At 67.1% G+C, this 13,193-nt stretch carries 14 protein-coding genes and 1 pseudogene; 6 read left to right on the top strand and 9 right to left on the bottom strand.

Annotated elements, in window-relative coordinates; translation table 11 throughout:
• Window positions 1-520: 520 nt before the first annotated feature.
• Window positions 521-703 (bottom strand): hypothetical protein, encoded by a 183-nt coding sequence (locus ACFY5C_RS33530; protein WP_389451566.1) that lies wholly within the window; start codon window positions 701-703, stop codon window positions 521-523.
• A 611-nt stretch (window positions 704-1,314) separates the two neighbouring features.
• Entirely contained in the window at window positions 1,315-1,992 is a 678-nt protein-coding gene (locus tag ACFY5C_RS33525) for an SDR family NAD(P)-dependent oxidoreductase (RefSeq protein WP_389451563.1), read from the bottom strand.
• Window positions 1,993-2,186: 194 nt separating this feature from the next.
• Here ACFY5C_RS33525 and ACFY5C_RS33520 point away from each other — a divergent pair, with 194 nt between their 5' ends.
• Window positions 2,187-2,876 (top strand): TetR/AcrR family transcriptional regulator, encoded by a 690-nt coding sequence (locus ACFY5C_RS33520; protein ID WP_389451560.1) that lies wholly within the window; start codon window positions 2,187-2,189, stop codon window positions 2,874-2,876.
• Between the two features lie 414 nt (window positions 2,877-3,290).
• Here ACFY5C_RS33520 and ACFY5C_RS33515 read toward each other — a convergent pair.
• Window positions 3,291-3,524 (bottom strand): annotated as a pseudogene (locus ACFY5C_RS33515) (DUF5133 domain-containing protein); the annotation flags it as partial.
• Window positions 3,525-4,100: 576 nt separating this feature from the next.
• Here ACFY5C_RS33515 and ACFY5C_RS33510 point away from each other — a divergent pair.
• Complete coding sequence (locus tag ACFY5C_RS33510) at window positions 4,101-4,487, top strand: VOC family protein (RefSeq protein WP_389451557.1); 387 nt, start codon at window positions 4,101-4,103, stop codon at window positions 4,485-4,487.
• A 5-nt stretch (window positions 4,488-4,492) separates the two neighbouring features.
• Complete coding sequence (locus ACFY5C_RS33505; protein WP_389451681.1) at window positions 4,493-4,879, top strand: VOC family protein; 387 nt, start codon at window positions 4,493-4,495, stop codon at window positions 4,877-4,879.
• 1,253 nt (window positions 4,880-6,132) lie between these two features.
• Here the strand turns inward: ACFY5C_RS33505 and ACFY5C_RS33500 are convergent.
• The gene (locus tag ACFY5C_RS33500) at window positions 6,133-6,651 is read right to left on the bottom strand and encodes a hypothetical protein (protein WP_389451554.1); all 519 of its coding nucleotides are present in this window, start codon (window positions 6,649-6,651) and stop codon (window positions 6,133-6,135) included.
• A gap of 1,446 nt (window positions 6,652-8,097) precedes the next feature.
• Here ACFY5C_RS33500 and ACFY5C_RS33495 point away from each other — a divergent pair.
• Window positions 8,098-8,187 (top strand): type IV toxin-antitoxin system AbiEi family antitoxin domain-containing protein, encoded by a 90-nt coding sequence (locus ACFY5C_RS33495; protein ID WP_389451551.1) that lies wholly within the window; start codon window positions 8,098-8,100, stop codon window positions 8,185-8,187.
• A gap of 7 nt (window positions 8,188-8,194) precedes the next feature.
• Here the strand turns inward: ACFY5C_RS33495 and ACFY5C_RS33490 are convergent, their stop codons facing one another.
• Window positions 8,195-8,767, bottom strand: coding sequence for a GNAT family N-acetyltransferase (locus tag ACFY5C_RS33490; RefSeq protein ID WP_389451548.1), 573 nt, complete (start codon window positions 8,765-8,767; stop codon window positions 8,195-8,197).
• 198 nt (window positions 8,768-8,965) lie between these two features.
• On the opposite strand from ACFY5C_RS33490, the gene ACFY5C_RS33485 reads away from it, so the two are divergent.
• Both ACFY5C_RS33485 and ACFY5C_RS33480 read left to right on the top strand, forming a co-directional pair.
• Entirely contained in the window at window positions 8,966-9,244 is a 279-nt protein-coding gene (locus ACFY5C_RS33485; protein ID WP_389451545.1) for a hypothetical protein, read from the top strand.
• Between the two features lie 53 nt (window positions 9,245-9,297).
• Window positions 9,298-9,453, top strand: a complete 156-nt coding sequence (locus tag ACFY5C_RS33480) for a hypothetical protein (RefSeq protein ID WP_389451542.1) — start codon at window positions 9,298-9,300, stop codon at window positions 9,451-9,453.
• Between the two features lie 337 nt (window positions 9,454-9,790).
• Here ACFY5C_RS33480 and ACFY5C_RS33475 read toward each other — a convergent pair whose 3' ends face one another.
• From ACFY5C_RS33475 to ACFY5C_RS33460, 4 genes are all read right to left on the bottom strand, one after another.
• A complete protein-coding gene (locus ACFY5C_RS33475; protein WP_389451539.1) occupies window positions 9,791-10,219 on the bottom strand; it encodes a DUF5959 family protein in 429 nt (142 codons plus the stop codon).
• 128 nt (window positions 10,220-10,347) lie between these two features.
• Window positions 10,348-11,436, bottom strand: a complete 1,089-nt coding sequence (locus tag ACFY5C_RS33470) for a serine hydrolase domain-containing protein (RefSeq protein WP_389451537.1) — start codon at window positions 11,434-11,436, stop codon at window positions 10,348-10,350.
• A gap of 347 nt (window positions 11,437-11,783) precedes the next feature.
• Window positions 11,784-12,341 (bottom strand): YcxB family protein, encoded by a 558-nt coding sequence (locus tag ACFY5C_RS33465; protein WP_389451534.1) that lies wholly within the window; start codon window positions 12,339-12,341, stop codon window positions 11,784-11,786.
• A 595-nt stretch (window positions 12,342-12,936) separates the two neighbouring features.
• Window positions 12,937-13,110: a DUF397 domain-containing protein gene (locus ACFY5C_RS33460; RefSeq protein ID WP_389451678.1), complete on the bottom strand. Its 174-nt coding sequence runs from the start codon at window positions 13,108-13,110 to the stop codon at window positions 12,937-12,939.
• Between the last annotated feature and the right edge of the window lie 83 nt (window positions 13,111-13,193).

The following is a 13,193-nucleotide window of genomic DNA, read 5'->3' as shown; positions in this document are numbered from 1 at the left end:
GTACGGGGCCAGCGACGACGTGCTGCTGCACGCGACGACATCCGCGAAGACGGCACGCCCACCTCACCGATGGCGGAGACCTCTGCCAGTCCAAAGACATGGACGGACTGCTGAGGGAGCTCCAGCGGACGTGGGAGCTCCGCGAGTGCACGAACGAGAGTGACCGCAGGACGTTGTAGCCGCGCACTGTCGGGGGTTCAGGGAGTCGAAGGCGCTGCCAGGCCGGTCGGGTCCTCAGACTTTGAGTACTCGCGACGGCGGCCGCGGTGTTCACCGCCCTCGCCGCGCCGGTCCTGTACGTGCTGTTCGCGGTAAGGTGCGCCGCGTTCGTTTGTAGTGGTCCGCGTGCCGCGCGGCCTCCTACGGGGCGTCGCATCCGGTTCTGAGTCGGCTGGGCCCTGGCGGAGCAGGTCGGGGCGGGCGTGTCCAAGGCCCGCTACAGGCCGCCTACGAGGGCGAGTTCGACCCCGGATGCGCCTGCGGTCGTCCCGCTCCGGGAGGTTCGACCGGTTGTCCGGGCCTACCCCCGCGTCGTACCAATGCTGGTGAGCGTCCCGCCGATCTCGTTCGGGGGGTTCAGCGTCGTGGGGTGGTCGGCGAAGTACGCCTGGACGTCGTCGAACGAGGCGGTGCAGCCCAGTTCGACCAGGCGGCGCAGGACGGCCCGGGCGCCGGGCAGCACAGACGCGACGGTGTCGAACACGGCACGGCACGGCAGCGGTGGGCAGCCGCTGTGCAATTGGTGCATGCGTCGCGCCCTGGAGAAGTGAGGCCCAGGCGATCGGAACGATACGTCAGCACGCGGCGGGCCGACCGGGCCCACGCCCCATCCTGACAAGCGTGGTGCAAGCCGCCGCCCCGGACCCGAGCCGTCCTCGCGGACCGCCCTGACAAACAGCCTCCACCCACCGACACACCGTCTCGCGCCGGGCAGGGAGGTAGCCGACGCGATCACGGCAAACCGCGTCCGGCGCCGCTGCTCGGTGACCACGTAGGGCCCCGCCCCCTCTACAAGACGGCCAGGCACACAGCCGACCAATACGCCCGCGATGACGAGAGCGCCGGGGACGGTCCGCCAGCCGGGCAGGGGACGACAAGATGAGGGGCAAGATCCCGGTCCGGGACACGCTGGCCCGGTGGGGAGCTTGGAGGCTGGCCCCACGACTTCACGCACGCGCCGCGCATGTCGCTGGCCCGGCGGCGGGCTCCGGTGAACTCCTGCCCCGCTGACTCCTGTGAACACCGGATCCGGGGCCTTCGTGGCGAGCGCGTTGCAGCCGGCCAGCCGCGACGCGCTCGTGAACCCCCTTGGTGTCAGCGGCTGAAGACGAGTTCGGCCTGGTCGCGCTTGGTGGTGTGCAGGTCCCAGTAGACCGGGGAGATCTCTTCGGGCGGGGCGGTCGGGAAGCCAGGGACGACCGACACGCCGATGGAGACGTCGATGCCGACGTGGGCGGCCTGGACGCCGGTGCCCTCCAGTTCCTTGTGCAGGTTGATCGCCCAGTTGCGCAGCGCCGCCGCCGCGGCGTTCACGTTGCCGACCTGCGGGACGGGGTCAATAGAGCCGGCGCCCGTGGTGAACAGCAGGGTGCCCGCACCGGCCTCGCGCATCGCGGGCAGCACCACCTGGGTGGCAGCGATCGCTCCGTACAGCTGGAACTCCATCTCGTGCTGCACATGGGCCGGTTCAGTGAGGGCCGGTGTGGTCAGGGTGGTGGAGCCCATCGTGCCGACCGGGGAGTACTCCAGGACGTCGATGCCGTTGAAGTAGGTAGCGGCGTCCTTGAGCGCCTGAGTGAGCGCGTCGCGGTCGAGGACGTCCGCGGGGAACGCGGCGACCGTGAGGCCCTCGGTGGTGAGAGTGGCGACGAGCTGGTCGAGCTTGTCGCGGTTGCGGGCGACGAGGGCGACGTCGAAGCCGTGGGAGCCGAAGGTGCGGGCGATGGCCAGACCTAGCTGGGGGCCGGCTCCGACGATGGCGATGCTGGTCATTTGGGTGATCCTTTCGTGCAGCGGCGTCAGGGAAGGGGGCGTGGTGTCTCCAGTGCGCTGGGGCGGGCACCGGATGCCCCGCACCCGAATCCGGACAGGGCTATCCGTTTCATAACCGGAATGCCCTATCCGTTTACTCCCCATCACCGTACACCAGAAATGGATAGGGCATTCCGGTTGATAGGGTGGCGAGCATGACCCCTGGCCCTAAGCCGCACGAGGCCCAGTCCCTGCGCAGCGACGCCGAGCGCAATCGCGGCCGGATCCTCGCCGCGGCACGCACGGTCTTCGAGCGTGACGGCCTGGGCGCATCCATGGCATCCGTGGCCCGCGAGGCGGGAGTAGGGATCGCCACCCTCTTCCGCCACTTCGGCGCCAAGGAAGACCTGATCGCCGCCGTCTTCGCCGACCGCATGGATGCCTACGTCACCGCCGTCGGCGAAGCTCTCGACACACCCGATCCTTGGGCGGGTTTCACCGGGTTCATCGAGGCCATCTGCGCCATGCAGGCCACCGATCGGGGCTTCGCCGACGTGCTGACCACGACGTTCCCGGCCGCAGAGGGCCTGGAAGAGCGGCGTGCGGCAGCGTCTCAGGGATTCCTGGAGCTGGTGGACCGCGCCAAGGACAGCGGGCAGCTACGGGAGGACTTCGCGTCCCAGGATCTCGTCCTCCTGCTCGTTGCCAACGCCGGTGTCGTCGCCTTCGCCGGCGACACCGTCCCGGACGCCTGGCGCCGCCTGGTCGCGCTTGTGATCCAGTCGTTCCAGGCCCCCGCCCGGGGCCCGCTGCCCGCCGCACCCGCGGACGACGCCCTGTACGAGGCCATGCTCCGTGCCGGGGCGGCGAGTATCGCCTCCCGTGAGCGCGGCAGCATCACCTGATCCGTCCGGATACCCGCTGAGTGATCCAGACGGCATCGGCATCGGGCATCGGGCGCAGGGGGCTCCGGGGTTGGCCTAGGAGCGGAGCACGTGGGCGACGAGGCGTTGCCAGGCATCGGGGGGCGACGGCAGCCGCTGCGCGTCCACATTCCAAGGCTCTGTCCGACCCGGGCAGGCGGCCTCCGGCGCATCCTCGTCGCAGACAGTGGCCGGTCTGGTCGGCGGCCTGTAAGGCGACGGGGAGCTTCTTCCATTGCCACTGCTTCAAAGCCGGTGAGGCTAGGGCCTGCGGCTGCAGCCCAAGCTGCGACCATGACAGCTCAAGCAGAGGACGGCTCACATTGCGGAGATGTTCAGCCGCGGTGTGTCGGCGGCGACCTTGACCGGTGGGCCAGGTTGCAGTGCTTCCCCGGGCGTCCCGTCCTCCGACCGGAGGCCCTCACGGTCGGCGCCGTACCGCTCCAGCAGTGCGTCTGCCGCGAGCAGTGCCTGCTCGACACTACGAGATGCGGTCATCACACAGAGCGTGTACGTGGCGTCCTCGAGAGCACGGCTCGTGCCACCACTGGGACGCGCGTCGTGTTCGATGCGCGCGGAAGCGAACCGGGCCAGCGCGGCGCGCAGTTCCCTCTCGGCCGGCAGGATCATGGCGATTCCTCTTTCCCAAGGCACAGCTCGTGTCTCGGGTGACATCGCCATCGCGAGGAACGAGCTGGAGGCGGAGTGTTTCCGCCACTGCTGCTGACCGAACAGCGACGAGCAGAGCTCCAAGTTCCCCGCATAGAAGCGTCTACGCCTGCAGGGCAGTGAGCCCAAGGCGGCCGATGGCCATCGTTGAGCCTCCGCCAACCTTGAAGCTGCTGGTCAAAGGGCTGGTGTGCCGGACTGTCGGGGTGCTCATGCTGGTCTTTGGCGGTAGTCTGCGGAGAAGATCATCTGGCAGACCGGTCCGTTCGCCAGTTTCTGCTCGGTTTGGTTTTCTTCGCGCGGCCATCCTCGATCCTGCACGCTGGGTCTTGCGTTGCAGGTGGTCAGAGGGTAGTGATTCCTCCGCCCTGCGACCGGATTCACCCCTCACTAGTGTGAGAACTCTGCAGGTCACTCCATATAGGACGGGTTCCGTCCTATATGGAGGGCATGCTTCCGGTAGGACTTCTCGAAGCAGGCTGCGTGCCCCTGAGGAGCTCCGGCCCTTCTGCTCGCCCCCTCGAGGAGTGATTCCTGGTGAAACCCCCTGCCCTCTCTCCGTGCCTGGGAGTCTCCGACACCCAGGCGACCGTCGACTTCTACGAGAAGCTCGGCTTCACCGCCCTCCCTGCCGGCAACGACCCGGACGACGACCTGCGCATCCTGCTCTTCGACGGCGAGTTCGCGCTCATGGTCTACCGGGACGAGCACCTGCGCGGCTGGCTGCCCGTTCTCAAGGACACCCCGGTGGGTGCGTTCGGAATGTTCTACCTGGCCGTGGACGACTTCGACACTTACGTCGCGCGCATCCGGCCCCTGGTCACCGTCCAGAAGGACGTCATGGAGCACCAAGGCCAGAAGCTGTTCTACTTCACCGACCCCAACGGCTACGTCATCGCCGTCACCCAGAAGCAGACCTGGTGACCGCCATGACCGAGAACTATGCAGCCGCTACCGGCGCGGTGAAGTGCGCGGCTTTTTGGGGCCACGACGGCAACGCGCTCGCCGATTTCTACGCCGCCGCCTTGGGCTGGAAGGTCACCCAGACCTTCGGTGAAACCGCGGCCATGATCAGCGATGGCGCCACCACGTACGTCTTCTACACCGCCGAGTCCTTCAAGGCGCCAAACTGGCCCGAGGACGAGCTCGTCTTCCATCTCGACCTCACCTTCAGCGACGTCGAAGCGGCCGAGCAGCGCCTTCTCAGCCTCGGTGCCACCAAGCCCGCCCACCAGCCCGGCGGCAAGCACTGGACCGTGCTGCTCGACCCCTCCGGCCAGCCCTTCTGCATCAGTGCCGCAGGCAGGAACACGTGACACGCCCCCTGGCCCGCACAGGCCGTAGAGGCAGCCGACCCGGAAGGGGGAGCAGCACGTCGAGGTACGGAGCGTGCTCCGGTCATCGTCCCGCGATCAGCGTGAGCACTCCGAGAACCGTTCACAGCAACCCTTTGACCTGCGACTCCAAGTTGGCGAAGGCTCAGTTCGGTGCACACGTCGTGGAGTTTGATGTTGCGGTGCTGGGAGGCCGAGCGCAACAGGCGGAGGCTCCCTCGGCGGTGTAGCGGGGCGCTGACCCCTCCCCCCTCGTTGGCCTGGTCGATGATGCTTCAGACTGCATCGCAATCTTCATCTGGTCGGCGAATTCCTCCGCATCGATGATGCGCCGGGCCAGCGCGATGCCCCCGGTGGCCTGCGCCGCCAGCGACCGTAAACGGCCAGCTCATCCAGTTCCGCTGCCACACGGCCGGCGCTGACGACCCTCACCGGGCGTGTCTCGCGTTCCAGAGTCACCCCGGCACCCTCGGCGTGGGCCACCTCCAGCGCAGCGTCGACCAGGGTCTGCGGGGTTGAGGCGGTCGTTCTTCACCCATCTGCGGGTGACGGCCAGCCTATTGCCGGAGGCCGTGGTGATGGGTGAAGCGCCGGCGTGAGCCTTGAGCCCGCGGGCGTCCGCAAGATCAGGATCGGTCGTCCCCCGATCTCGGGGAGTACCCGGGCGCCGAGCTGATGGCCGAGACCAGGAAAGCTGGGCGGCCAGGCTCTGCGGTGAACTCCTGAGCCACCGCCAGTCGTGCGACCGGCGGCGCGAAGGAGACGCCACCCTTTGCTCCCGCCACCAGGGCCCCGACCACTCCAGGCGCCGGACCCTGACCATGCGCACGGTGGGCCCGAACCGAGCGGTCCGGGCCCACCGTGGGTGACTTCTGTTCTGGATCGAGTCGCCGTGACCCGGGGAACCGATCCGCGCATCTCGTAACACCCTGGCGTCGCAGGTGCCGTGCGCGCGGACGCGGCTGAGCAGTCACCGCCGCGGGCGTTCCGGCCGCCACTGATCCAGGACTGGTTCCCTGAGCTGCCGCTGTGGTCACCCGTCCGGCCCGAGTCGCCCCGTGGTGGGAGGCCGGCAGTGACCGTCTCGACCCGCGCGCAGACAGCCCGGGTGACAGGCAAGGATCATGTCTACCGCTGGCCCACCGCTCGATGGTTTGGGCCCTCCCCCATGGCGGCGGGCCGGGGCTGGCATGCCACGTGGGCCGATTTGCCGCTGCCCCTGGACTGCATGGGGGTCAGTGGTGCTTCCTGTCGACTGCCCGGAAGCTGCCGACAAGCGCGAACGGCACCACGGTTCCGTCGAACACGACCGTTCCGGGGATTGCACTGCTGGAGTCTCCGCGACCGATAGTCGCAATTGCAGCACCGTTGTCGCATGTAATTCCGGTGAAGAATTCGATTCTCTTGTCAGATTCGTTCCGGACGTTGAAGCTGGTTGCCGGACTACTGATTACAGCAATGCACTCACCCCCCTCGACCGAATACGTTCGCTCGTTGACGTAGACCCGTCCGCGATCGTCATCGTCCCGCCAGTCGCCGTACTTCGACTGCCCGTTCCCGCCCGTCTGCCCGTTCCCGCCGGTCTGGCCGTCTCCGCCCATCTCTCCCCCCTGAGGCAAGGAGGCAGCGGCCTCCTGCACGGACGCGGCGGATTCCGGTACGGAATTTGAGGCCGACGCATAGTTCACGGTGGTTGCAGCGACAACGGTGATGCCCACCGACAATGCGATCCCGACCACGGTACGCGTACGCATTCCGCTTCTCCCTCTCGCAGGCATATCGCTTTCTCCATCTCTCAGGGATGCCAGCCGGACCCGGCCGCCTACGAAAGAACCTACTCATGCCGAATTCTGTCGCCACTTCAGAAATCCATGAGAGACACCCGGATGAGGCCGATCGGGCGTTCAGGAATCCCAAACGGCACATGTGATGGGTCGTCAAAAAAGCGACATCAGAGGCGACTTGGCCCAGGAGTTGGGCCACACGGGGGACCTGACTGACACCCCGTCACACTTCTGCGCGCGTGTCGGGCATTGACAACGCTCCGCACGACGACTAGGGCGGCGCTCCCGGACATTGGGATCTGCCCTGATCAGCGCCTGCACCAGGAACTGTAGCGGGCACGCGCGACCGCCTCGGACAGGCTTGCCGAAACCGCCACACGAAGACCGGATCACGCGCGTCCAGACGCAACCTCCGCCGCCGCGGCAAGGAGAGCTGCCGACGAGAAGGGCCATGACGCCCCAGGCGGCCGTGACAGGTCACAGCCCGCGGCCATGAACGTGTGCGTGTGTCACAGGCGTGACAATCCGCGCCGCCGAAACCCCCGGCCCCAGCCCACGGCTTGCACCCCCGGCACGAGAAACACCGTAGGCGTCAGCATGACCGAGGCCCTGGCTACGGGCACTCCGGCACGCCCGCGCTCCGGGACCGGATCCGGACGACGCCGCTGTCGCCGGAGTCGTGCCGGACTGTCCGGGGCTGGCGGTGGCCTGCATACCAGTCATCGGCTCCCAGCCGTGGCCGTGCTTACCCTGCCCCAGCCGTGATGGCGGCCCCACTCGGTCCCGCTCCGCCCACGACACCGCCGAGGACGATACTGCTGGTGTTGCTGCCGCCGGTCTCATCCCAACCGTCGCTGCTACCGGTGATGCCGGTCGTGGTGGTGTTCGAACTGGTGGTGTTGGCGCACATCGCCGTCTTGGCCGCCACCCCAGCGGCCGCCTGTGCTGCTGCGGGAGTCGGGGTCCGTGGCGCCGGCGCGGCGCTCGTGCCTCCGGCCCCACTCGCGGGCGCAGCCAGTGCCAGCCTGACAGGCGGCCTGAGGGCTCGGCCACAAGCCGACCGGTGACCGCCGGGGCCGATGTCACGAGGGCCTGCCGAGCCGAAGATCATCCGCCGCGCCGCCGGGCTCGCGCAGGGGCAAGGTCCCGCACCCGCCCCCCCAGGGGCTGGCGATGGCTGGCTACCTCGGCCCTGCGCTGACCGGAAGACGAAAGCGTCCCCCTGGCTGGAAACAGGCTGGGGCTGGGAGAGGAGGTCAGTTCCCTGCAGCGGTGATGTGCCGGACGTGGAGCGGGTGTCGCGGGACAAAGCCCGGCAGTACGGGCCCAGCGGGCGTCCGGGCTCGTGGGCTGGCCCGAATCGGCGGCGGCGTCCTCGCGTGCGATCTGCTCGGCCTGCCCACCGACGAGGCCATCGTGAACATCGCCCGCTCCCGCCTCGGCCGGCTGGCCCGCCAAGGCGTCCTCACTCAGCCCGGACGCGGCCTGTACCAGAAGCGGATGTAACGGCCGCTCAGCGGGGTGGGATCGGCATGGTCGACGGCCGCCATTCTCGCCTGATCAAACCGAATACCCACGAGTCGGATACCTCGCCGTTCACGACGCAGTCCTCCCGCAGTGTCCCTTCCCGCACGAATCCGACCTTCTCAAGAACGCGGGCGGATGCCACGTTGCGCGTATCGGTCTCGGCCTGAACTCGATTCAGGTCCAGTGTGTCGAATGCCCACTTCAGCACGGCGTGCGCGGCTTCCGTCGCGTAGCCGTGTCCCCACATCGCTTCGTCGAGGCAGTAGCCCAACGACGCGCTGCGGTAGTCCGGGTTCCATCCGGTCAGACCGCACCAGCCGACGAAGGCTCCGTCAGAAGCGCGGTCGATGGCCACCCGAGCCCCGGTGCCTTCGTCCGCCATCTTCCGGCACGTCGCGATGAAGCGGTCGGCTCGAGCCCGTTCGCTCCACGGCGGAGAGTCCCAGTAGCGCAGCACGTAGGCGCTGCTGTGCAGTGCGAAGAGGGGATCCACGTCGGTTTCAGTGAAGGGGCGCAGTCGCAGGCGGGCGGTGTGCAGTGTCGGGGTGGCCAAAGTCATGCGCACCATCTTGCGTCCTCACGGGGCGGGCAGAACACCGAATATCTGATCCGGACTCAACCCCCTCTGAGATTGCATGTGAAGCGGAGCGCGACCGGTCATCGGCTCCTAACTGCCGCCTGTGGTCGGGGGGAGGGCGAGGCCGCAGCTCCGATGACGGCAGGCGACCGGCTGGAAGTGATGCGACGCCGAGTGCGTTTGTCGCGTCTGGCAGTCTGGATCGCCATCGCGCCCGGCCCGATCGCTCTGGGCCTCACCATCACCTCCACCCCGACCACGGTCGAGGCAGGCATCCCCTCCAAGCCCACCACCGCGCCGCGCACCACCACGGTGGCCGCCTATCCGGTCGGCTACGCCCAGCCGTTCGTCCAGGCGTGGCTGCGCCGCAGCGCGGATGAGGCCTCAAGTGCGCAGGCACCACTTGCGCAATGGATAGCGCCCGACGTCGAACCGCCCGAGCCCGCTGCGGATACGTAGCCGAAACAGGCATCGGTGACGGCGGCACGCAGCGCGACAGCGGCATCTGGTCGGTGACAGTGACTGCGCAGTACGCCGACGGAGCCGTGCGCTACTACGCAGTGCCGGTAGCCACCGCCCGCGAGGGCGGCTCGTTCACGATGACCGGTGCGCCCGCCGTGGTGGCCTGCCCCGAACGAGGGGCAGTAGCGGGGACCCGCCCCGACTGAGAACGCCGAACGAAATGATCTTCGAGGTGATTGGATCACTCCGGGACTGATGACCTGGGGAGTGCGGCGTTGCCTGGCCGAAGCCATGGAAGTCGATGACGAGGTGTGGGCGGTGGTCCGGCCGCAGCCGCCTCGGCCCAAGGTGGAGCGTCGAACCCGGCATTCAGGATGCAGGCGGCCTGGACCGGCCGGCGTTCCAGGGCATCCTGCTCGTGCTGCACACCAGGATCGCTTCAGAACTCCCGTCGCAAGAACTCGACTTCGGATCGGGCATGACGTGCCGGGCGCCGGCTCGAGGAGTGGACGTGCACTCATCTGCCGGCGACATCGTGCCTCCCTACGCTGACAGCATCGGAACCCAGTGATTCATCACCTGGTGCAGCCGCTGTCGGTGATCGGCGATCCAGTCGTCCGGCAGGGCGATCGGCACGCGCACCGTGACCATCGATCCCGACTCGTCCTCCACGACCACCTCCGGGCAGTCCCGCTCGCCGTCGAGCTGGATGAAAATGGACGCCCCTCTGCTCATCTCCATCCAGGCGACATCCTCGCCGGCGTCGAGTCTGTTCAGAGCGTCGGACCAGTTCTCCAACTTCGTGACGTTCAGCGCCAGGTAGCAGCGGCCCGACAAGCAGGGCGTCCTGACGACGATCTCGGCTCCAAGGCCGGCGGCCCACCCGGGGCTACGTCCCAGAACGCTGACCGTAACGCTGTTTCCCTCGTCATCCGCCAGGGAGATGAGCTCCCTCGGAACGATGTCGTCCATAGCTACCCCTTCATCGGCGAGTACCGCGAGATCCTCGCCCCGGCAGGGGGTGCGTCCGCCGTCCATTTTGATAGCGCTTCTGCGTGCAGAGGTTGAGGTTCTGAGAGGCCGGCGGCAGTGGACTGCGTTCAGCCTCGGACGATGGCGTCGTGAATGGCCCATCCCATGGTGCCGGCGCACCAGCTGATGTTGCCGAGTACGGCTACATCCACATCATGTTGCGGATAGTGGTAGAAGCGAGCGCTGACTCCGTCTTCTTCTCCTGTGTGGCCCCATCGGACGATGTTGCCCTCACCGTTGAGGAGGTGGGTGAGACCGAAGCCGTACATCCACCGGTAGCCGCGGACTTCCTCTTCCCGCTCGATCACCTGCGGGGTCAGAGCCAGCCGCGTGGTCTCCTTGTCCAACAAATGCCCGTGGCGTAGCGCGTGGGCAAAGGAAGTAAGGTCACGGGCAGTACAGGTGGCACCTCCATCCGAGGCGGCGCAGGGAGTGGTTGCGTAGTGATTCGTTCGATACGGGGTGGGACTGTCGGCCGTGGCCAGGTAGCCATCTGCTACCCCCGGTCCTAGATTGTCCAAAGCTGGAAACCCCGCCGTGGTCATACCTGCCGGGGCAAAGACTTCCTCGGCGATGACCTGCTCGTATGAACGGCCGGTAACCGCCTCGAGGAGCAGTCCGAGCAGGATGTAGCTGGCGCCGTTGTACAGGTGACGTTCTCCGGGTGGGAAGTGCGACTGCTTACCGGCGAACAGCGGAAGGTAGTCCTTGTTGCTCCGCAGCAGGTAGAGGGGGTGTGTGGAAGCCAAGGCGGCCCACTCGGCCTCCCAATCAGGACCGCTTTCCTCGAACCAGTCGGCGATTCCCGCTGTCATGGTCAAGGCGTGGTACACGGTGACACGCGGATCGAGCTGGGGCATGCGGCCTTCCACGAAGCCCACCAACGCGTCGCTCAAACGGATCTGCTTCCGTTCGACGAGTTGCAGTACCGCCACCGCGGTGAACATCTTGGCCACCGAGGCCACCCGAAAACTCATCTCGCACGTATTGGGTACGGACCATCGCCGCGACGCCATTCCATATGCACCAGTGAACACAGGATCTGAGCATCGCGTGACACGGACCGTGCCGGAAAACCCCTCCTCCTCCACCACCCGGGATACAGCCTCCTCCAAACAAACCGGATCGAAGCCGTTAGCCCTTGCCAAAGCCCCCATCAGAGCTCCCTCTCGCAGCAGGTGGTACTACCGGAGGCCATGATCGTCGGGGATGTACCCACAGGGCAACGCCATATCAGACCCCAGCGGTCACTAGCCCTGCTGCGATGCTCCCTCAACCAGCTCAGCGCAACCCGCCAGCCCAAACGGGCGTTCCAGACAGCACACCTGCACGGCTCCACCCGTAGGCTCCTGCAGCCGTCTCACTGACCGGCTCGCGCGATGCACGGTCCCCACCCCCACCACGGCGAGCAGCACGTCAGCGGCCCGGTACAGGAGCCAGTCGCCAAGCGTCGCACCCGCCGGCCCCGATACCCGTCCGGACCTGTGCCCTGTACGCGCGTGCGTCAGACGCGGGTGGAGTACCGGTCCAGGAGGGCACGCAACCGGTCGACGTCGCCGGCGGTGCTCAGCCCGTGCTTGGGCAAGACCTCAAGGCACATGATGTTGGGGTCCCGGCTGAGCAAGACGAAGTGGCCACGCGTCTCCCGGTAGCCCTGCAGGACCGACCACTTCTGGATCAGCGTGCTGTGATCGCTGCTTGTGGTGATACCGGCCGACGTCACGACAGTGCGGTACTCGCCCTGCCATCCGACGATCCGCTGCACCTGCGCGGCCTGCAGCCGCGGATAGCCTCCCACCAACAGGACAACGAACAAGAACAGAACGCTGGAGACCACGTCTGCACTGCCCCGGCTTATCGTGCCCACCAGCCACTGCCCCACCCAAAGTGCGAGGAACACGCCTCGCAGCACCAACCCCCACCGCTTGATCCGCTGCCGGACCCGCAGACCCACCAATGTGTCGCCGGGCTGCGGACGGTACACCAGCTGCACCCCCGCCTCGTCCACAACATCAGCGGCGCTATCCGCACCGGTGTTGGTGTTTTCACGGCCCTCGGCCATAACCCCTCCCCAGTAAGACAACCCGCGGATCTTACTGCCCCTCAATGCCGCGACGGACGGTCCGCGACGAAGCAGCCGACAGCCGTACGATCACCAGACCGAACCCGATCGAAAGACCGCGCTGCGACACCAAGCCCCTCCAGGACACCGTCGCGCCGAAGCCCGGCCTGCAACCCACCGCCACAGGTGGAAGCGTGCATACAGCGTCCGCATCCGGTGCCAGGGCCACCGAGGCCTGCAAAAGCATCCGGTCCCTGCCAACTGGTGCGCCAGACTGCGCTGATGATCTGCTGCCGGTGGATGGAGACGCCTGGACGTGGTGCAGCGTCTGCACCGCGCTGGCGCCGCTACTCAACCATCCAGACGATGATTGCCCCGACCTCGCTCATGCTCACTGCGCGGCCATGCTGCCCCGGCTGGAATCAATTCTCCACCAACGTCAGCCTGTCGGTGACGATCCCGTCCTCCGACGTCGCATCGGTGACGTCAGTCACCTGATCACCGTCCTGCAGTTCAGCAGTTCTGCGTGGACAACGACGTTGAGCTCATCTTTGGCTAACAACGAGAGCGCGGAGCGACCCGTCGTTGGATTCAACTATCCCTGTTTGGCGTACCCGACGAATGGCGTCCAGGCGTCCCGCTGGACGGCCAGCATTCCCCGGATGGGCGCCTTCGTGTCCCGAATCATCACCATGGAGGGGTCGCTGTCGGCCACTTCAACGCAGTTCTCCGTCCCCATATAGGTGCTGGTACGCCAGTGCGGGGTCACGGGCTGCACGGTGCGCTCTCCTAGTCGTTTGCTACCTGGTCGAAGTGCTGGATTGCCCTGAGGATGAGGTCTCGGACGGCGGT

It is taken from the genome of Streptomyces sp. NPDC012935 (genome assembly GCF_042900345.1).
Taxonomy (GTDB): Bacteria; Actinomycetota; Actinomycetes; order Streptomycetales; family Streptomycetaceae; genus Streptomyces.
This window is presented reverse-complemented; position numbering and strand designations above follow the sequence as displayed.